The sequence below is a fragment of the Citrobacter sp. Cpo040 genome (assembly GCF_030332915.1).
GTDB classification, from domain to species: domain Bacteria; phylum Pseudomonadota; class Gammaproteobacteria; order Enterobacterales; family Enterobacteriaceae; genus Citrobacter; species Citrobacter portucalensis.
This window is the reverse complement of the sequence record NZ_JAOWGX010000034.1, coordinates 1,463,378-1,483,458: the sequence shown is the minus strand read 5'-3', so window position 1 is coordinate 1,483,458 and position 20,081 is coordinate 1,463,378. Positions and strand designations below refer to the sequence as shown.

The 20,081-nt window shown below is 53.1% G+C and carries 22 protein-coding genes; 17 read left to right on the top strand and 5 right to left on the bottom strand.

Features of this window, described 5'->3' with window-relative positions; translation table 11 throughout:
• The first annotated feature begins 137 nt into the window (after positions 1-137).
• On the top strand, positions 138-1,316 hold the full coding sequence (locus OGX86_RS11855; protein ID WP_128611945.1) for an MFS transporter: 1,179 nt from the start codon (positions 138-140) through the stop codon (positions 1,314-1,316).
• Here OGX86_RS11855 and flk read toward each other — a convergent pair.
• A complete protein-coding gene (gene flk / locus OGX86_RS11850) occupies positions 1,313-2,314 on the bottom strand; it encodes a flagella biosynthesis regulator Flk (RefSeq protein ID WP_048216403.1) in 1,002 nt (333 codons plus the stop codon). The two genes, OGX86_RS11855 and flk, sit on opposite strands and share 4 nt — an antisense overlap.
• Positions 2,315-2,422: 108 nt before the next feature.
• Between flk and pdxB the strand changes: the two genes are divergently transcribed.
• The 15 genes from pdxB to hisP all read left to right on the top strand — a co-directional run bounded on the left by pdxB (position 2,423) and on the right by hisP (position 16,703).
• Positions 2,423-3,559 carry a 4-phosphoerythronate dehydrogenase PdxB gene (pdxB, locus tag OGX86_RS11845; RefSeq protein ID WP_213786053.1) on the top strand — a complete coding sequence of 379 codons (1,137 nt, stop codon included), beginning with the start codon at positions 2,423-2,425 and terminating at the stop codon, positions 3,557-3,559.
• Between the two features lie 68 nt (positions 3,560-3,627).
• Entirely contained in the window at positions 3,628-4,641 is a 1,014-nt protein-coding gene (locus OGX86_RS11840) for an aspartate-semialdehyde dehydrogenase (protein WP_008785360.1), read from the top strand.
• Entirely contained in the window at positions 4,641-5,453 is an 813-nt protein-coding gene (gene truA, locus OGX86_RS11835; protein ID WP_003028142.1) for a tRNA pseudouridine(38-40) synthase TruA, read from the top strand. The genes OGX86_RS11840 and truA overlap by 1 nt, the downstream gene beginning before the upstream one ends.
• 24 nt (positions 5,454-5,477) lie before the next feature.
• Complete coding sequence (locus OGX86_RS11830; protein WP_003028140.1) at positions 5,478-6,137, top strand: DedA family protein; 660 nt, start codon at positions 5,478-5,480, stop codon at positions 6,135-6,137.
• A gap of 149 nt (positions 6,138-6,286) precedes the next feature.
• Complete coding sequence (gene accD, locus OGX86_RS11825) at positions 6,287-7,201, top strand: acetyl-CoA carboxylase, carboxyltransferase subunit beta (protein ID WP_003834797.1); 915 nt, start codon at positions 6,287-6,289, stop codon at positions 7,199-7,201.
• Positions 7,202-7,393: 192 nt separating this feature from the next.
• Complete coding sequence (gene folC / locus OGX86_RS11820; RefSeq protein ID WP_286640101.1) at positions 7,394-8,662, top strand: bifunctional tetrahydrofolate synthase/dihydrofolate synthase; 1,269 nt, start codon at positions 7,394-7,396, stop codon at positions 8,660-8,662.
• Complete coding sequence (gene dedD / locus OGX86_RS11815) at positions 8,652-9,320, top strand: cell division protein DedD (RefSeq protein ID WP_003834793.1); 669 nt, start codon at positions 8,652-8,654, stop codon at positions 9,318-9,320. Before folC ends, dedD begins: the two co-directional genes overlap by 11 nt.
• A gap of 213 nt (positions 9,321-9,533) precedes the next feature.
• Positions 9,534-10,022 (top strand): colicin V production protein, encoded by a 489-nt coding sequence (gene cvpA, locus OGX86_RS11810; RefSeq protein ID WP_003028129.1) that lies wholly within the window; start codon positions 9,534-9,536, stop codon positions 10,020-10,022.
• Positions 10,023-10,055: 33 nt separating this feature from the next.
• Positions 10,056-11,573, top strand: a complete 1,518-nt coding sequence (gene purF, locus OGX86_RS11805) for an amidophosphoribosyltransferase (protein ID WP_003028127.1) — start codon at positions 10,056-10,058, stop codon at positions 11,571-11,573.
• Positions 11,574-11,669: 96 nt separating this feature from the next.
• Entirely contained in the window at positions 11,670-12,239 is a 570-nt protein-coding gene (locus OGX86_RS11800) for a UbiX family flavin prenyltransferase (RefSeq protein ID WP_043017066.1), read from the top strand.
• A 287-nt stretch (positions 12,240-12,526) separates the two neighbouring features.
• Positions 12,527-13,309, top strand: coding sequence for a lysine/arginine/ornithine ABC transporter substrate-binding protein ArgT (gene argT, locus OGX86_RS11795; protein ID WP_043017065.1), 783 nt, complete (start codon positions 12,527-12,529; stop codon positions 13,307-13,309).
• Between the two features lie 247 nt (positions 13,310-13,556).
• A complete protein-coding gene (gene hisJ / locus OGX86_RS11790; protein WP_003028120.1) occupies positions 13,557-14,339 on the top strand; it encodes a histidine ABC transporter substrate-binding protein HisJ in 783 nt (260 codons plus the stop codon).
• A gap of 186 nt (positions 14,340-14,525) precedes the next feature.
• Positions 14,526-15,212, top strand: a complete 687-nt coding sequence (locus OGX86_RS11785; RefSeq protein ID WP_003028118.1) for a histidine ABC transporter permease HisQ — start codon at positions 14,526-14,528, stop codon at positions 15,210-15,212.
• Entirely contained in the window at positions 15,209-15,916 is a 708-nt protein-coding gene (hisM, locus tag OGX86_RS11780) for a histidine ABC transporter permease HisM (protein WP_003028116.1), read from the top strand. Before OGX86_RS11785 ends, hisM begins: the two co-directional genes overlap by 4 nt.
• Positions 15,917-15,929: 13 nt before the next feature.
• Entirely contained in the window at positions 15,930-16,703 is a 774-nt protein-coding gene (gene hisP / locus OGX86_RS11775; protein WP_003028114.1) for a histidine ABC transporter ATP-binding protein HisP, read from the top strand.
• Between the two features lie 33 nt (positions 16,704-16,736).
• Here hisP and OGX86_RS11770 read toward each other — a convergent pair whose 3' ends face one another.
• The 4 genes from OGX86_RS11770 to yfcG all read right to left on the bottom strand — a co-directional run bounded on the left by OGX86_RS11770 (position 16,737) and on the right by yfcG (position 19,290).
• A complete protein-coding gene (locus OGX86_RS11770) occupies positions 16,737-17,252 on the bottom strand; it encodes a GNAT family N-acetyltransferase (RefSeq protein WP_071845290.1) in 516 nt (171 codons plus the stop codon).
• A 71-nt stretch (positions 17,253-17,323) separates the two neighbouring features.
• Positions 17,324-18,217 carry a TIGR01777 family oxidoreductase gene (locus OGX86_RS11765; protein WP_003834782.1) on the bottom strand — a complete coding sequence of 298 codons (894 nt, stop codon included), beginning with the start codon at positions 18,215-18,217 and terminating at the stop codon, positions 17,324-17,326.
• A 20-nt stretch (positions 18,218-18,237) separates the two neighbouring features.
• A complete protein-coding gene (gene folX, locus OGX86_RS11760) occupies positions 18,238-18,600 on the bottom strand; it encodes a dihydroneopterin triphosphate 2'-epimerase (RefSeq protein WP_003028107.1) in 363 nt (120 codons plus the stop codon).
• A gap of 54 nt (positions 18,601-18,654) precedes the next feature.
• Complete coding sequence (yfcG, locus tag OGX86_RS11755) at positions 18,655-19,290, bottom strand: GSH-dependent disulfide bond oxidoreductase (protein WP_048225819.1); 636 nt, start codon at positions 19,288-19,290, stop codon at positions 18,655-18,657.
• A gap of 134 nt (positions 19,291-19,424) precedes the next feature.
• Here yfcG and yfcF point away from each other — a divergent pair, with 134 nt between their 5' ends.
• Positions 19,425-20,069: a glutathione transferase gene (gene yfcF / locus OGX86_RS11750; RefSeq protein ID WP_048215854.1), complete on the top strand. Its 645-nt coding sequence runs from the start codon at positions 19,425-19,427 to the stop codon at positions 20,067-20,069.
• Positions 20,070-20,081: the final 12 nt, after the last annotated feature.

Genomic DNA, 20,081 nt, shown 5'->3' with positions numbered 1-20,081 from the left:
ACAGGCAGACTCCAGCTTCAACATTATCCTCTTGATAATGCGTAAGCGTTTAACGTTATCCAACGCACCTTAATCCTGATAGTCAGGTAGAGGGGGCGTGGGCATTCCTCGCCTTACTCTGCATTTTGGAGTAACGCATGACAGCTGTAACCCAACAAGAAAAAACACCTTCGGCGAACTTTTCGCTGTTTCGTATCGCTTTTGCAGTTTTCCTGACCTATATGACGGTCGGTCTCCCTTTGCCCGTGATTCCTCTGTTTGTGCATCAGGAACTGGGCTATGGCAACACCATGGTCGGTATCGCCGTAGGTGTACAGTTTCTGGCGACGGTATTAACGCGCGGCTACGCCGGGCGCTTAGCCGATCAATATGGTGCTAAACGCTCGGCGCTACAGGGGATGTTTGCCTGTGGGTTGGCGGGCGCGGCGTGGCTTTTAGCCGCGCTATTGCCTGTTTCTGTCCCTGTAAAATTTGCGTTGTTAATCGTCGGGCGTTTGATCCTCGGTTTTGGCGAAAGCCAACTGCTCACCGGTACGCTGACCTGGGGGTTGGGGCTGGTCGGCCCAACACGCTCCGGTAAGGTGATGTCGTGGAACGGAATGGCGATTTACGGCGCGCTGGCCGCCGGTGCACCGCTGGGCCTGTTGATCCACAGCCACTTTGGCTTCGCGGCGCTGGCGGGAACGACGATGGTATTACCGCTGCTGGCATGGGCATTCAACGGCACCGTGCGTAAAGTGCCTGCGCATGCAGGAGAACGTCCTTCGTTATGGAGCGTGGTGGGGCTTATCTGGAAACCGGGCCTGGGCCTGGCGCTGCAGGGCGTTGGCTTTGCGGTGATCGGTACATTTATTTCACTCTATTTTGTCAGCAACGGCTGGACGATGGCGGGGTTCACCCTGACTGCGTTTGGTGGGGCATTTGTGCTGATGCGCATTCTGTTTGGCTGGATGCCGGACCGTTTCGGCGGCGTGAAGGTTGCCGTTGTCTCTTTGCTGGTGGAAACAACGGGGCTGATTTTGCTGTGGCAGGCCCCATCGGCCTGGATTGCGCTGCTCGGGGCGGCATTAACCGGGGCCGGGTGTTCGCTTATCTTCCCGGCATTGGGCGTCGAAGTGGTGAAGCGAGTGCCCGCGCAGGTTCGCGGTACGGCGCTGGGCGGTTACGCCGCGTTTCAGGATATCTCCTACGGCATAAGCGGTCCGGTCGCCGGGGTGCTGGCCACCGCGTACGGTTATCCCTCAGTGTTCCTTGCCGGGGCGATATCCGCCGTGGTGGGGATTATTGTAACGTTGCTTACGCTGCGTAAAGGTTAAGCGACCAGCCAGAAAATGGCTAACGCAATCATCAACGCAACAAACAGCAGTCCCGGTCGTGCCGACAGAGATTTAACCGTTTCAATCATCGGCGCGAACGGGCTGTAAATGGGCTGCAGATGACGCGGATCGATGAGCTCACGTTCTCGTTCCACGCGACGCAGGAAAATTTGATTGAGCAAGTCCTGCACCTGCACCGTGGTCAGAATCGATTGTGGTTGGATCTGATACGTCTGCTGCGCGTATTCTTTTATCGCTGTCAGCTCATTCGGCTCTAATGGCAGCTTCAGCGCCGCCTGGAGCGTTTGTAGCGTTGGTGCGCTTTGCAGGCTGAGCGTCTGGCGCGCCTGCAGCCAGGTGACCAGGTGCGTAAACTGTTTGGCAGGGATCAGCTCACCGCTTTTTACGCCAGACAGCTCCAGCATCGACTGCCAGATCATCTTCCCGGATTCTCCCGTGGCCGCCGCCAGTTTGGTAACTAACTGGTTCAGCGTATTGTGCTCTGCGGGGAGCAACGGGCGATCGGTAGCAGGGCGCTGCTGCGGCTGCGGTATCGACAGCTGTCCTTGTTGCAGCAGCGTGAGCACGTTCTTCAACTGCTCAGGCGTGAGCTGGCTGAGCGCCGTTTGCCCATACTGCTGACGGATAAAATCACTCACCGCCTGGCGATTATTTCCCTGGCTCAGTAATTCAGTGAGCTGCGAAAGCACCTGACGATTAACATGATTTTGCTGAGCAACCCCCAGTCGTTGGTTAAGGTTTTGCTCAGCGGCAGGAAAGTGACGTGACTGCAGCGGCGTATCACTTTTGACGCCCAGATCGTGCTTCATTCCGGCCCACACCTCAGCGCTTTGCTGCTGGGTGAGTGAAATCAAACGGGTAATTAGCCGTTCCAGCACAGTACGTTGTTGCGTGGATAACGGTTGTTCACCCGCAGCGGAAGGGGCATTTTGGCCTTCGCCGGGAGGGCGTGCGGGCGTACCTGAAATGGGCTGCATCATCTCTGTTCCTTAAATCTGTGCTGACCAGGTCTCGCAGTATGCCTGGCGGCGAGATTATGGCACACTTGCCCGGTTAACTCTCGTTCTCAAACAGGTGCGAAAGACGTGAAAATCCTCGTTGATGAAAATATGCCCTATGCCCGCGAACTGTTCAGTCGTTTGGGGGAGGTCAAAGCGGTTCCCGGTCGTCCGATTCCCGTTGCTGAACTGGATGATGCGGATGCTTTAATGGTGCGCTCGGTGACGAAAGTAAATGAATCACTGCTTGGCGGAAAAACGGTTAAATTTGTCGGTACGGCAACCGCTGGCACAGACCATGTGGATGACGCCTGGCTTGCGCAGGCGGGGATCGGTTTTTCCGCCGCGCCCGGTTGTAACGCAATAGCGGTCGTAGAATATGTTTTTTCAGCGTTGCTGATGCTGGCGGAGCGCGACGGGTTTGCGTTACGCGATCGCACCGTAGGCATTGTGGGTGTGGGCAACGTGGGCGGGCGTTTGCAGGCGCGTCTGGAAGCGCTGGGGATCCGCACGCTGCTGTGCGATCTACCGCGAGCCGATCGCGGTGACGAAGGCAATTTCTGCTCGCTGGATGAACTGGTTGAGCAAGCCGATGTGCTGACTTTCCATACCCCGCTGTTTAAAGACGGGCCGTACAAAACGCTGCACATGGCGGATGACGCGCTGATTAGCCGGTTGAAGCCGGGCACTATTCTGATCAACGCCTGCCGTGGGCCGGTCATCGACAATACGGCATTGCTGAACCGGTTGAATGCCGGTCAGTCGCTGAGCGTTGTGCTGGATGTCTGGGAAGGAGAGCCGGATCTTAATGTGGCGTTGCTGGAGAAAGCCGATATCGGCACGGCGCACATTGCCGGGTATACCCTCGAAGGAAAAGCGCGTGGCACCACGCAGGTCTTTGAGGCCTATAGTAAGTTTATTGGTCACGAGCAGCACGTTGCGCTCAGTACCCTGTTACCCGCGCCGGAATTTGGTCGTATCACCCTGCACGGCCCGTTAGATCAGCCAACGCTGAAAAGGCTGGTGCATTTAGTGTATGATGTGCGCCGCGATGATGCGCCGCTGCGTAAAGTCGCTGGAATTCCGGGTGAGTTTGATAAACTGCGTAAAAATTACCTTGAGCGTCGTGAATGGTCGTCTTTATATGTGATGTGTGACGACGCAACGGCTGCTGCCTTATTGTGTAAGCTGGGTTTTAACGCTGTTCATCATCCGGCACATTAATGTCTTCTTAATGCTCCCTGTCGAATAATGCGACAGGGACGCTTACGTATTTCTTGGAGTAAATCACCATGTCTGAAGGCTGGAATATTGCCATTCTGGGCGCAACGGGCGCCGTAGGCGAAGCCCTGCTCGATACGCTGGCTGAACGCCAGTTCCCGGTCGGTGAAATTTATGCGCTGGCGCGTAATGAAAGCGCCGGTGAACATCTGCGTTTTAACGGTAAATCGGTCATAGTACAGGACGTTGCAGACTTTGACTGGACGCAGGCACAGTTGGCATTTTTTGTTGCGGGCGCTGAAGCCACCGCCGCATGGGTAGAAGAAGCCACTAATGCGGGTTGCCTGGTGATCGACAGCAGCGGTCTGTTCGCGCTTGAGCCAGACGTTCCGCTGGTGGTTCCGGACGTTAACCCGTTCGTGCTGGCGGATTACCGTAACCGCAATGTGATTGCAGTGCCTAACAGTCTGACCAGCCAACTGCTGTCTGCGCTGAAACCGTTGATTGATGACGGTGGGCTTTCGCGTATTACGGTGACCAATATTATCTCAGCTTCCGCTCATGGCAAAAAAGCGGTGGATGCGCTGGCCGGACAGAGTGCGAAACTGCTTAACGGTATCCCGATTGACGAAGATGATTTCTTTGGCCGTCAGTTGGCATTCAACATGCTGCCGCTGCTGCCCGATCGTGAAGGTAGCGTGCGTGAAGAGCGTCGTATCGTCGATGAAGTGCGCAAAATTATGCAGGATGACGGTCTGCTCATCTCCGCCAGCATTGTGCAGTCCCCGGTATTTTATGGCCACGCGCAGATGGTAAATTTTGAGGCCCTGCGCCCGTTGGCGGCGGAAGAAGCGCGCGATGCGTTTTCACGCGGTGAAGACGTGGTGTTGTCGGAAGAGACCGACTTCCCGACCCAGGTTGGCGATGCATCGGGCACGCCGCACCTTTCTATTGGCTGCGTGCATAATGATTACGGTATGCCAGAGCAGGTTCAGTTCTGGTCTGTGGCGGACAACGTACGCTTTGGCGGCGCGTTAATGGCGGTGAAAATTGCGGAAAAACTGGTGCAGGAGTACCTGTACTAATGTCTGACCAGCAACAGCCGTCAACCCATAAAATTGCGCTGGGCATTGAGTATGACGGCAGCAAATATTATGGCTGGCAGCGCCAGAACGAAGTGCGTAGCGTTCAGGAAAAACTGGAAAAAGCGCTCTCTCAGGTGGCGAATGAACGCATCAATGTTTTTTGTGCAGGACGCACGGATGCGGGCGTTCATGGCACTGGGCAGGTCGTGCATTTTGAAACCACTGCCCAGCGTAAAGATGCGGCCTGGACACTAGGGGTAAATGCGAATTTACCTGGTGACATCGCCGTGCGCTGGGTTAAAGCTGTACCCGATGATTTTCATGCCCGATTTAGCGCCACGGCTCGCCGTTATCGCTACATCATCTACAATCATCGGTTGCGCCCTGCGGTTTTGGGTAAAGGGGTAACCCATTACTATGAACCGCTGGACGCTGAGCGTATGCATCGTGCGGCCCAGTGTCTGATTGGCGAAAATGATTTTACCTCGTTTCGAGCGGTGCAGTGTCAGTCGCGCACGCCGTGGCGAAACGTGATGCACATTAACGTCGAACGTTTCGGTGCATATGTGGTGGTGGATATTAAAGCGAATGCCTTTGTACATCATATGGTCAGGAATATTGTCGGCAGCCTGATGGAAGTTGGCGCCAACAACCAGCCGGAGAGCTGGATAGCAGAACTGTTAGCGGCAAAGGACAGAACGCTGGCAGCGGCAACGGCGAAAGCGGAAGGATTGTACCTGGTTGCGGTAGATTACCCGGACCGGTTCGACCTGCCAAAACCGCCTATGGGCCCGCTATTTCTGGCGGACTAATTTGAGTCGTATAAAGGCAAAACTATGGACCTGATTTACTTTCTTATCGATTTTATCCTGCACATTGATGTGCACCTGGCGGAGCTGGTTGCGGAATACGGTATCTGGGTATATGCCATTCTGTTTCTGATCCTGTTCTGTGAAACCGGGCTGGTGGTGACACCATTCCTGCCTGGGGACTCGCTGCTGTTTGTTGCGGGTGCGCTTTCTGCGCTGCCAACCAACGATCTTAATGTTCATCTGATGGTGGCACTGATGATTGTGGCGGCGATTGTGGGCGATGCGGTGAACTACACGATTGGCCGATTGTTCGGGGAAAAACTTTTCAGTAACCCGAACTCCAAAATTTTCCGCCGCAGCTACCTGGATAAAACCCATGCGTTCTACGAGCGTCATGGCGGTAAGACGATTATCCTGGCGCGTTTCGTGCCTATCGTGCGTACATTTGCGCCGTTTGTTGCCGGTATGGGACATATGTCCTACCGTCACTTTGCGATGTATAACGTCGTAGGTGCATTGCTGTGGGTATTGTTGTTCACCTACGCAGGCTACCTATTCGGCGATTTGCCGATCGTCCAGGAAAACCTGAAATTATTGATTGTGGCGATTATCGTCCTTTCCGTATTGCCGGGGGTGATTGAAGTAATTCGCCATAAGCGTGCTGCGTCACGGGCTGCAAAATAGAAAGTAACTCAGCGGTTCGACCACTTTTTTATCCAAAGTTTCGGGCTGTTATGTTTTAATGTGCAACATTCATGGTCTGTTAGGGGCAAAAATGGCATTATGCGCCCCTTATAACAAAGCTGACTAGGGTTCAGGCAGAAAGGTCACCAATGAGCTGGATTGAACGAATTAAAAGCAACATTACTCCCACCCGCAAGGCAAGCATTCCTGAAGGGGTGTGGACCAAGTGTGATAGCTGCGGTCAGGTTTTATACCGTGCTGAGCTGGAACGTAATCTTGAGGTCTGTCCGAAGTGTGACCATCATATGCGCATGTCGGCGCGCAATCGCCTGCATAGCCTGTTAGATGAAGGTTCTCTTGTGGAACTGGGTAGCGAGCTTGAGCCGAAAGACGTGCTGAAGTTTCGTGACTCCAAAAAATACAAAGACAGACTGGCTTCTGCGCAGAAAGAAACTGGCGAGAAAGATGCGCTGGTGGTGATGAAAGGCACACTTCACGGTATGCCGGTCGTTGCTGCGGCATTCGAGTTCGCGTTTATGGGCGGCTCCATGGGCTCTGTGGTCGGCGCGCGTTTTGTCCGTGCCGTTGAGCAGGCGCTGGAAGACAACTGTCCGCTGATCTGCTTCTCCGCTTCTGGCGGGGCGCGTATGCAGGAAGCGCTGATGTCTTTGATGCAGATGGCGAAAACCTCTGCTGCGCTGGCGAAAATGCAGGAACGCGGTTTACCGTATATTTCTGTACTGACCGACCCAACAATGGGTGGTGTTTCCGCAAGCTTTGCGATGCTGGGCGATCTCAACATTGCCGAACCGAAAGCATTGATCGGCTTCGCTGGTCCGCGTGTTATCGAGCAAACCGTACGTGAGAAACTGCCGCCGGGATTCCAGCGCAGCGAGTTCCTGATTGAAAAAGGCGCTATCGATATGATCGTCCGCCGTCCGGAAATGCGCCTGAAACTGGCAAGCATCCTGGCGAAGCTGATGAATCTTCCTGCGCCGAATCCGGATGAGCCGCGTGAAGGCGAAGTGGTACCTCCGGTTCCCGATCAGGAACCAGAGGCCTGATAGTTTACGCTATGGGTTTCGGGTTGCAGGCAGGCGACAAGAGTGTTAATCCCGATGAACTTACACCGTTAAGTGATTCGGGAGAGCGAGTACAGCCAACACATCTGCAACGTGGAAAACGACGTGTAAAAAAGGGCAGGCCGGTTGGCGCTGCCCTTTTGCTTTTCTCAACGTAAAGAATCTACAGGCATCATGGACAATAAACGTATCCCTCAAGCCGCGTCGCCCCTGGCGTCGTGGCTTTCTTATCTTGAAAACCTGCACAGTAAAACCATCGATCTGGGCCTTGAACGCGTCAGCCAGGTGGCGCGTAAACTGGGTGTGTTGAAACCTGCGCCATTTGTTTTTACGGTGGCAGGAACCAATGGGAAAGGCACAACCTGTCGTACGCTGGAATCTGTGCTGACTGCGGCAGGCTATAAAGTTGGGGTGTACAGTTCGCCTCATCTGGTGCGCTACACGGAACGCGTGCGCGTGCAGGGGCGTGAACTGCCGGAATCAGCTCATACCGCCTCGTTTGCTGAGATTGAAGACTCACGTGGTGACATTTCCCTGACTTACTTTGAATACGGTACGTTATCGGCACTCTGGCTGTTTAAACAGGCCCAACTGGATGTTGTTATTCTGGAAGTGGGGTTAGGTGGCCGCCTTGACGCCACCAATATCGTCGATGCCGATGTCGCAGTAGTCACCAGTATTGCGCTTGACCATACTGACTGGCTGGGCCCGGATCGCGAAAGTATTGGTCGTGAGAAGGCAGGGATTTTCCGCGCAGAGAAACCGGCCATCGTCGGTGAACCGGAAATGCCTTACACCATCGCGGATGTCGCTCAGGAGTGCGGGGCGATTTTGCAACGTTGTGGTGTGGATTGGCGCTATGCGGTCACGGAGAACGACTGGTCGTTTACTGATGCTCATGGAACGCTGGCGCACCTGCCGTTGCCGCAGGTGCCACAACCTAATGCTGCAACCGCACTGGCTGCACTGCGCGCAAGTGGTCTTAACGTCAGCGAGCAGGCCATTCGTGACGGTATCGAACAAGCGATTTTACCGGGACGCTTCCAGATTGTGAGCGAGTCGCCGCGGGTGATTTTTGATGTTGCCCATAACCCGCATGCGGCGGAGTATCTGACCGGACGTCTGAAAAAGTTAGTGAAAAGCGGGCGTGTACTTGCGGTTATCGGTATGCTACATGATAAAGATATTGCCGGTACGTTGGCCTGGCTGAAAAGCGTGGTTGACGACTGGTACTGTGCGCCCCTGGAAGGGCCGCGTGGTGCAACGGCAGAACAGCTGCTGAAGCACCTGGGCAAAGGCAACGCTTATGACAGCGTGGCGCAGGCATGGACTGCGGCACTTGCTGAGGCGAAGCCAGAAGATACCGTGTTGGTGTGTGGATCGTTTCACACTGTCGCACATGTCATGGAAGTAATAGACGTGGGGAGAAGCGGTGGCGAGTAAGTTTCAGAATCGATTAGTCGGCACAATTGTGCTGGTCGCGCTCGGGGTGATTGTGCTTCCCGGGCTGCTTGACGGCCAGAAAAAGCATTATCAGGATGAATTTGCAGCGATCCCACTGGTACCTAAACCCGGCGATCGCGATGAACCAGACATGATGCCTGCAGCAACGCAGGCTCTGCCGACTCAGCCGCCGGAAGGGGCGGCAGAAGAGGTGCGTGCGGGTGATGCTGCCGCGCCATCGTTGGATCCATCACGTTTGACGACGGCAAACAGTGCGGAGTTAGATCCTGTCCCTGCGCCTGTGGAACCACCGAAACCTAAACCGAAACCGCAGCCTGTTGCCGTCGCCCCGACGCCAACACCGGCACCGACTCCAGCGCCGAAACCGGCCGCTGAGGAAGCGCCAGCGCCAACCGGCAAAGCGTACGTTGTACAACTCGGTGCGCTGAAAAACGCGGATAAGGTCAATGAGATCGTGGGTAAACTTCGTGGCGCGGGCTTCCGGGTATATACTTCCCCGTCAACGCCGGTGCAGGGTAAAATAACCCGCATTCTCGTAGGGCCTGACGCCTCCAAAGATAAGCTGAAGAACTCGCTGGGCGAGCTGCAGAAGATCTCTGGTTTGAGCGGGGTGGTGATGGGGTATACTCCTAACTAAGGGATTGCGTTACGTTGCTCTGATGTAGGCCGGACAAGGTGTTTACACCGCCATCCGGCAGTGTCCGAAGAGGCATAAAATCGTATGGCGTTGAAGATTTTTTCAGCGCCATTTTTATTTACGCGTGGAAAGGAAATCCCTACGCAAACGTTTTCTTTTTCTGTTAGAATGCGCCCCGAACAGGACGACAGGGCGTAAAATCGTGGGACACATATGGTCTGGATTGATTACGCCATTATCGCGGTGATTGGTTTTTCCTGTCTGGTTAGCCTGATCCGTGGCTTTGTTCGTGAAGCATTATCGTTGGTGACTTGGGGTTGTGCTTTCTTTGTCGCCAGCCATTACTACACTTACCTGTCTGTCTGGTTTACGGGCTTTGAAGACGAACTGGTTCGAAATGGGATTGCTATCGCGATACTGTTCATCGCGACACTTATCGTCGGCGCTATCGTTAACTTTGTGATAGGCCAACTGGTAGAGAAAACAGGACTGTCGGGTACCGACAGGGTGTTGGGGATCTGCTTCGGTGCTTTGCGTGGAGCGTTGATCGTCGCCGCCATACTGTTCTTTCTCGATACCTTTACCGGTCTGTCGAAAAGTGAAGACTGGGGTAAGTCACAGCTGATCCCGCAGTTCAGTTTCATCATCAGATGGTTCTTTGACTATCTGCAAAGCTCGTCAAGTTTCTTGCCCAAAGTATAAACTTTGGGTCGTTGCTGAACGAGGAAAAGACGTATGTGCGGTATTGTCGGTATCGCCGGTGTTATGCCGGTAAACCAGTCGATTTATGACGCGTTAACGGTGCTCCAGCATCGTGGTCAGGATGCTGCGGGCATCATCACCATTGATGCCAACAACTGCTTCCGCTTGCGTAAAGCAAACGGAATGGTGAGCGATATTTTTGAAGCGCGCCATATGCAGCGTTTGCAGGGCAATATGGGCATCGGTCATGTGCGTTACCCAACGGCTGGCAGCTCCAGCGCCTCCGAAGCTCAACCTTTTTACGTCAACTCACCGTATGGCATTACGCTTGCCCACAATGGCAACCTGACCAACGCGCATGAGTTGCGTAAAAAGCTGTTTGAAGAAAAGCGCCGCCACATCAATACCACTTCAGATTCTGAAATTCTGCTGAATATTTTCGCCAGCGAGCTGGATAACTTCCGCCATTACCCGCTGGAAGCCGACAATATTTTTGCGGCCATTGCGGCAACCAACCGCCAGATTCGCGGCGCCTATGCCTGCGTGGCGATGATTATCGGTCACGGTATGGTTGCCTTCCGCGACCCTAACGGTATCCGTCCGCTGGTGATGGGCAAACGCGATATTGGCGATGGCCGTACCGAGTACATGGTGGCGTCTGAGAGCGTAGCGCTGGATACGCTGGGCTTTGAATTCTTGCGCGACGTAGCGCCTGGCGAAGCGGTGTACATCACCGAAAAAGGCCAGCTGTTTACCCGTCAGTGTGCCGATAACCCGGTGAGCAATCCATGTCTGTTTGAATACGTTTACTTCGCACGTCCTGACTCCTTTATCGACAAGATTTCCGTCTACAGCGCCCGTGTGAATATGGGGACTAAGCTTGGCGAAAAAATTGCCCGTGAGTGGGAAGATCTGGACATCGACGTAGTAATCCCAATCCCGGAAACCTCCTGTGATATCGCGCTGGAAATTGCCCGCATTCTCGGTAAGCCGTACCGCCAGGGGTTTGTGAAAAACCGCTATGTGGGCCGTACCTTTATCATGCCGGGCCAGCAGTTGCGTCGTAAATCTGTGCGCCGTAAGCTGAACGCTAACCGTGCGGAATTCCGTGATAAAAACGTGCTGTTGGTGGATGACTCCATCGTGCGTGGCACCACCTCAGAACAGATTATCGAGATGGCGCGTGAAGCCGGAGCGAAGAAGGTGTATCTGGCCTCTGCCGCCCCGGAAATTCGCTTCCCGAACGTTTATGGCATCGATATGCCTACGGCGACGGAGCTGATTGCGCATGGTCGTGAAGTGGACGAGATTCGCCAGATAATCGGCGCAGATGGTCTGATCTTCCAGGATCTGAACGATCTGATTGAAGCTGTCCGTGCTGAGAACCCGGATATTCAGCAGTTTGAATGTTCAGTGTTTAACGGCGTGTACGTTACCAAAGACGTCGACCAGCAATATCTCGATTTCCTCGACTCCCTGCGTAATGACGATGCCAAAGCGGTGTTGCGTCAGAACGAAGCGGAAAACCTTGAGATGCACAACGAAGGTTAATGTTTGCTCGCAAGCAAGGGCGCAACCTGCGCCCTTGCTTGCAACTCACCGTAATTTCCTGCAAAGTCGGCCCTGAGCAAGTAAGGGCGATTACACATGAAACGACTCATCATTGGTATTTCTGGCGCAAGCGGGGCAATTTACGGCGTGCGCCTGCTGCAGGTTTTGCGTGACGTTAGCGATGTGGAAACCCATCTGGTGATGAGTGCCGCTGCCCGGCAGACACTGGCGCTGGAAACGGACCTCTCTGTACGCGACGTGCAGGCCTTGGCGAATGTGAATCACGATACGCGCGATATCGCCGCCAGTATCTCCTCCGGTTCTTTTCAGACCGCCGGAATGGTTATTCTGCCGTGTTCAATCAAAACGCTTTCTGGCATCGTTCACAGCTACACCGATGGACTGCTTACCCGTGCGGCAGACGTGGTGTTAAAAGAACGTCGCCCGTTGGTGCTGTGCGTGCGTGAAACGCCGTTGCATCTGGGTCATCTGCGGCTGATGACGCAGGCGGCGGAAATTGGCGCGGTGATTATGCCGCCTGTCCCGGCATTCTATCATCGCCCTCAAACGCTGGATGATGTGATTAATCAAACGGTTAACCGCGTACTTGATCAGTTTGATATCTCCCTTCCGCAGGATCTGTTCACCCGCTGGCAAGGGGCGTAAGCCGTTCCATCAGCGTGCAAAGAAACATCCGTTGCCCTGTTTCAGGGCAATTTTGTAACCGCGATCATATCCTCAACATTTAATTCGTTAAAACTCAACGAAACGCTGCGGTTCAACCGTCAGACCTGCTATCTTCAAAATCAGGACATTATTGCAACGTTTTATTAACATATTTAACGTCGAATATCCTCATCGGCGCGAAAATGGCATAAGACCTGCATGAAAAAGTCTGCAAACACACAACACAACGTAAAACATAATAAAATTACGCCACTTGAGGGTTATGTATGAAGAAGACGGTTCTTGCTTTGTCTTTGCTGGTAGGACTCTCCGCCACCGCGGCCAGCTACGCAGCACTTCCGCAGACGGTTCGTATTGGTACAGATACAACGTACGCACCTTTTTCCTCTAAAGATGCCAAAGGCGACTTCGTCGGCTTTGATATCGATCTGGGAAATGAGATGTGTAAGCGCATGCAGATCAAATGTACCTGGGTTGCCAGCGACTTTGATGCGCTGATCCCGTCGCTGAAAGCGAAAAAAATCGATGCCATCATCTCCTCGCTTTCTATCACCGAGAAGCGTCAGCAAGAGATTGCATTCTCAGACAAACTTTACGCTGCAGACTCACGTCTGATCGCCGCGAAAGGTTCCCCGATTCAACCGACTCTGGACTCCCTGAAGGGCAAGCACGTTGGCGTCCTGCAAGGCTCGACTCAAGAAGCCTATGCCAATGACAACTGGCGCAGCAAAGGCGTGGACGTGGTGGCCTATGCGAACCAGGACCTCATCTATTCTGACCTGACGGCGGGCCGTCTGGACGCGGCGTTGCAAGATGAAGTCGCGGCCAGCGAAGGCTTCCTGAAGCAGCCTGCTGGTAAGGACTACGTCTTTGCCGGTCCCTCAGTAAAAGATAAAAAATACTTTGGCGACGGAACCGGGATTGGCTTACGTAAAGATGACGCAGAGCTGAAAGCCGCTTTCGATAAAGCGCTGGGCGAACTGCGCAAAGACGGCACCTACGACAAAATGGCGAGCAAGTATTTTAACTTCAATGTCTACGGCGATTAATACGCCGCAGCGGGGAATTGACTGCACCATTGCGGGTAACCATTACGGTGCATGATAAATTCAGTGCACTGTTTTAGTGCTTTTATCGCTGACTTAATAAGCATGAGTGCATACTTAAGCGCTTTTCATGCAAATAAATACCGCCGACAGGGTAGAATGCTTTGCCTTGTCGGCCTGATTAATGGCACGATAACTGCACCTGGTCCTGTAAAGATCCCCTATAAAAGACAGTCTGTTGAGGATAGTTATGAAAAAACTGGTGTTGTCTCTTTCTCTGGTTCTGGCTTTCTCCAGTGCTACCGCAGCATTTGCAGCCATTCCGCAAAAAATTCGTATCGGTACCGATCCTACTTATGCGCCGTTCGAATCGAAGAATGCGCAGGGTGAATTAGTCGGTTTTGATATCGATCTGGCTAAAGAACTGTGCAAACGTATCAATACGCAATGTACCTTCGTGGAAAACCCGCTGGACGCGCTGATCCCTTCGCTAAAAGCGAAGAAAATCGATGCCATCATGTCCTCGCTTTCCATTACTGAAAAACGTCAGCAGGAAATCGCATTTACCGACAAGCTTTATGCCGCCGATTCGCGTCTGGTTGTCGCTAAAGATTCTGCTATTCAGCCGACCATTGAGTCGCTGAAAGGCAAACGTGTTGGTGTGCTGCAGGGCACTACCCAGGAAACGTTCGGCAACGAACACTGGGCGCCAAAAGGTATTGAGATTGTCTCTTATCAGGGGCAGGACAATATCTATTCTGACCTGACTGCCGGGCGTATTGACGCAGCGTTCCAGGATGAAGTTGCGGCCAGCGAAGGCTTCCTGAAACAGCCAGTCGGTAAAGATTACAAATTCGGCGGCCCGTCTGTGAAAGACGAGAAGTTGTTCGGCGTGGGTACCGGTATGGGGCTGCGCAAAGACGATAACGAACTGCGCGAAGCGCTGAATAAAGCCTTTGCCGAAATGCGAGCTGACGGTACTTACGAGAAGCTGGCGAAAAAGTACTTCGATTTTGATGTTTACGGCGGTTAATTACCGCAGGTGCTGATAAAGCCCGTAGATTTTTGACGCGTTGAATTTATGCCCGATGGCACCGCGCTTATCCGGCCTACGGTGATTTTGTAGGCCGGATAAGGCAAGGCCGCCATCCGGCATTTAACGGTTAGTCTGAAATCAAAAGAGGCTTACTACTCCACCACACACGACAGGACAGGCAGCATGTTGTATGGCTTTTCAGGTGTTATTTTACAGGGCGCAATTGTTACGCTGGAGCTGGCACTCAGCTCGGTGGTACTGGCGGTTCTGATAGGTCTTGTCGGCGCAGCAGCAAAGCTGTCGCAAAGCCGGGCAATGGGACTTATTTTCGAAGGGTACACAACGCTAATCCGCGGCGTGCCCGATCTGGTCTTAATGCTGCTCATCTTCTACGGATTACAAATCGCGCTGAATACCATTACCGATGCCATCGGTATCGGCCAGATTGATATTGATCCGATGGTTGCGGGCATTATCACCCTTGGATTCATCTACGGCGCCTATTTTACCGAAACTTTTCGCGGTGCGTTTATGGCTGTACCAAAAGGCCATATTGAAGCCGCGACGGCGTTTGGCTTTACCAGCTCACAAATATTTCGTCGCATTATGTTCCCGGCGATGATGCGTTATGCCTTACCGGGAATCGGCAATAACTGGCAGGTTATTCTTAAGGCTACGGCGCTGGTATCGTTGCTTGGACTTGAAGACGTGGTGAAAGCGACTCAGCTTGCCGGGAAGAGTACCTGGGAGCCGTTCTATTTTGCCGTCGTGTGCGGGGTCATCTATCTGGTGTTTACCACTGTTTCTAATGGTGTGCTGCTGTACCTTGAGCGCCGCTATTCCGTGGGTGTGAAGAGGGCTGACCTGTGATCGAGATTATTCAGGAATACTGGAAGTCCCTGCTGTGGACCGACGGATATCGCTACACTGGCGTCGCTATCACCCTGTGGCTTTTGATTTCGTCAGTAGTGATGGGCGGAATACTGGCACTCTTTTTGGCGATTGGTCGCGTTTCCAGTAATAAATTTATCCAGTTTCCCATCTGGCTGTTCACCTATATTTTTCGTGGGACGCCGCTGTACGTTCAGTTACTGGTGTTTTATTCCGGGATGTATACGCTGGAAATAGTTAAAGGCACGGACTTCCTCAACGCGTTTTTCCGCAGCGGGCTGAATTGCACCGTGCTGGCGCTGACGCTGAATACCTGCGCCTATACCACGGAGATTTTCGCCGGGGCTATTCGTTCCGTGCCTCACGGTGAGATTGAGGCTGCGCGCGCATACGGTTTCTCGTCATTCAAACTGTATCGATGCATTATTTTACCTTCCGCGCTGCGTATTGCGCTGCCGGCATACAGTAATGAAGTCATTTTAATGCTGCACTCCACGGCGCTGGCATTTACGGCCACGGTGCCAGATTTGTTGAAAATCGCTCGCGATATCAACTCGGCAACGTATCAGCCGTTTACCGCCTTCGGTATTGCCGCTGTGCTGTATTTGATTATTTCGTATGTCCTGATCAGTCTGTTCCGTAAAGCGGAAAAACGCTGGTTGCAGCATGTATCCTCTAAATGATTCGAGTAACACGATGTCTGAAAATAAATTAAACGTTATCGATTTACATAAGCACTACGGCGAACATGAAGTGCTGAAAGGGGTATCGCTGCAGGCCAACGCGGGTGATGTTATCAGCATTATTGGCTCGTCAGGTTCCGGTAAAAGTACCTTCCTGCGCTGCATTAACTTTCTCGAGAAACCGAGTGCCGGGTCGATTGTCGTCAGCGGTCAGAACATTGGTCTGGTGCGCGACAAAGACGGCCAGTTGAAGGTTGCGGACAAAAATCAGCTACGCCTGCTGCGTACGCGTCTGACGATGGTCTTTCAGCACTTTAATCTGTGGAGTCACATGACAGTGCTGGAAAACGTCATGGAAGCGCCGATTCAGGTGTTGGGGCTGAGCAAGCAGGAAGCTCGCGACCGTGCGGTGAAGTATCTGGCTAAAGTGGGCATTGATGAGCGCGCACAGGGCAAATATCCGGTGCACCTGTCCGGTGGTCAGCAGCAGCGTGTTTCCATTGCCCGTGCGCTGGCGATGGAACCGGAAGTGTTGCTGTTTGATGAACCTACGTCGGCGCTTGATCCTGAGCTGGTGGGTGAAGTGCTGCGCATTATGCAACAGCTGGCTGAAGAGGGGAAAACCATGGTGGTGGTGACCCACGAAATGGGGTTTGCCCGTCATGTTTCCACGCACGTGATTTTCCTGCATCAGGGGAAAATTGAGGAAGAGGGTGACCCGGAGCAGGTATTTGGTAATCCGCAAAGCCCGCGTTTGCAACAGTTCCTTAAAGGATCGCTGAAGTAAGTCAACAGCCCGGAGGCGCTACGCTTTCCGGGCTTACAATTTTAGCGCGTCGCGCTCCAGCCGAAACACCCAGTCGTCGTAGGCGATGCCGTCAATCTCATACGCCTTTTCCAGTACCTGCGTACGTACAAAGCCTGTCTTTTCCAGAATACGGATTGAACCCTTGTTATCCGCCAGCGCGTATGCGTTTATCGCCGTCACACCTGCATGCTCGAAGGCATACTGGCACACCGCGCGCACGGCTTCGCTGGCAATACCTTTCCCCTGAGCCTGTGGCATGATGGCGTAGCCGAGGTCGGCTTCCTGCGGGTAAAGATGGCTGATTTGCAGACCAATATCGCCAAGTGGCGTCGGGCTGTTATGTTCGCGGATGACGAAAGTGTGCTGTGCGGCCAGACGTCTGGCGAATAACAGCCGCGTATCTTTCGCCGGGGCGATGTTGCCCATATAGCGCATGACTTCAGGACATTCACGGAGTTTCTGGAAAAATGACCAGTCAGAAAATTGAAACAAAGAGAGGGTAAGTCGGGGAGTCGATATTATCGCCATAACGTCGCCATTGCGGAAATCTGGTCTATAACCTTACCACCACAACGGCGACTGTGAATAGTGCATAGGGGTTATCGGATGACATCCGCCAGCGCTTCTTCTAAATCGTACCAGCGAAACGTAAAACCGGAAGCTTCCAGGCGTTTGGGCAATGCGCGTTGTCCACCAAGGACCAGTACTGACGATTCCCCCATCAGCAGTCGCATAGCGGTGGCGGGAACGCGCAGAATTGCAGGGCGGTTCAGAGCGTGACCCAGCGCGTGGGCAAACTGCTCATTGTGCACCGGGTATGGCGAAACCATATTGAAGGGACCGCGTAGATCGTTATTCAGCAGCCAGATAATTCCGTTGACCATATCATCAACATGGATCCATGCCATATACTGGCGTCCGTTACCGATCGGGCCGCCTAAGCCAAGACGAAACGGCGGGACCATTTTTGCCAGAATGCCGCCTGCTGAGGCCAGTACCACGCCGGTACGCAGCATACATACGCGGGTTTTGTCGCTTTGCGCAGTGCTGGCAATTTGCTCCCAGCGGGCGCACAGCTTGTGGGTAAATTCGTTATGCGGTGGCTCTTCTTCCGTAACCACAACTTCGCCCAAATCGCCGTAGTAACCGGTAGCGGAACCGGAGATTAACACTGAGGGCGGCGTCTCGCTGGCATTGATTAAATCGACCAGTTTCTGCGTAATGCCCCAACGGCTCTGGCACAAGCGTTCCTTTTGCTGTGCGCTCCAGCGCTTATCTGCAATAGGCTCTCCGGCAAGGTTAATCACGGCATCAATATTATTGAGATGTTGCCGCTCTTCCAGTCCTTTCCATAACGTGACCCGAGAGTCGAGAATCTGACGAGCCTTATCAGGGGTACGTGTCACTACGATTATCTGATGCCCCAGTTCCAGCAGGCAGGGGATCAGATGACGTCCAATCAGGCCAGTACCGCCGGTAATCAGAATCTGCATGTCGCCTCCCGGGTTACGTTTTAGCGCTGCCAGCTCAGCGTCATTGATACTGAGTCGGCGTAACGCAATGCGTGAAGTTTATCTATCTCCACTTCAGCATAAGTGACCCAGTGATGTTCGCGTGCGATATCGAGCACATCTTGAGTTAATTTTTCTAACAATGAGAAGCGGTTACCCTCCACGTGGGCAATGATGCTTTTGGTTATAGTGCGATAATTCAGCGCGTCGTTGATATCTTCGCTGGTACGGGCTTTGTCTGCCGGATAGTGAATGGCAATGTTGATGACGATATCCTGGCGATTAAGGATCTCCTCTTCTTTGATGCCGATAAAGGTGCGCAGACGAAGGTTTTTTATACGAATAATGGCGTCAGGTTGTGACATTGCAGGTTTCCTCCATGTATGAACCTCTGCATGATACACGAGAACCGAATTGCGTCACCGCTTCTCACTCAGTGCTTGCTGCATGGCGCGTTCCGTGGCGGGACGCGTACGGATGCGTTCGTGCCAGTTGTTGACCGCCGGGTAATTGTCGAGGTCGATGCGCTGACGCTGATGGGCGTGGATCCACGGCCAGCAGGCAATGTCAGCAATGCTGTAGTGATCGCCTCCCAGCCAGGGTGACGTTTCCAGACGTTTATTCATCACGTTGTACAGGCGCTGGGTTTCAACCTGGTATCTTTCAATAGCGTAAGGGATCGTTTGCGGAGCGTAATGACTGAAATGATGATTCTGCCCCAGCATGGGACCCAGACCGCTGACCTGCCAGAACAGCCACTGCAGTGTGGTGTGGCGTTCGCGTAATTCACCGCTGAGCAGCTTACCGCTCTTCTCCGCCAGATAGAGTAAAATTTCTCCGGACTCAAACAAGCTGATGGGCCTTCCGCCATCTTCCGGCGCATGATCGATAATGGCCGGGATTTTATTGTTCGGCGAGATCAGTAGAAAATCGGGGCGAAACTGGCTGCCTTTGCTGATATCGACATGAATCAGACGGTATTGCAGCTGTGCCTCTTCAAGAAACAGCGTGATTTTGTGACCGTTTGGCGATGGCGTGTAAAAGAGATCGATCATTTTCAGCATCCGTTTTGTCATGAACCGGGTCATTACAAGTATAGAGCCTGTTGGCGTGCGTGAGTTTTCATCAAGTGACAGCGAGAGAAAGACTCTATATTTTGAAAGCAAGCCAATACACTTCAGAGGACATTATGAGCAAATCTGCAATTACGCTGTGGTCAGATGCCAATTTTTTCTCCCCTTACGTGCTGTCTGTTTATGTTGCTCTGCAAGAGAAAGGGCTACCTTTTACGCTGAAAACCGTTGATCTCAATAGTGGTGAACACTTGCATCCTTCATGGCAAGGTTACGCCTTGACGCGCCGCGTACCGGTTCTTGAGATCGATGGTTTTGAACTAAGCGAATCATCAGCGATTACGGAATTCCTGGAAGAGAGCTTTGCACCGCCACAGTGGGAGCGTATCTACCCACACGATGTACAAAAGCGCGCTCGGGCGCGCCAGGTTCAGGCGTGGATCCGCAGCGATTTAATGCCTATCCGTGAGGAACGATCAACAGATGTCGTTTTTGCTGACGTAAAGAAAGGACCGTTAAGCGAAGCGGGAAAAGCCAGTGCGGAAAAACTGTTCGCTACTGCGAGCAGTTTACTGAGCCACGGTAAGCAGAATTTATTTGGCGAATGGTGTATCGCTGACTGTGATTTAGCGCTAATGCTTAATCGCCTGGTCCTTAACGGCGATGAGGTTCCAGAAGCGCTTGCGGAATACGCCACCTTCCAGTGGCAGCGCGCTTCAGTACAGCGTTTTATCGCGCTTTCAGCGAAGCGTTCCTGCTGAAAAACGGGCCGT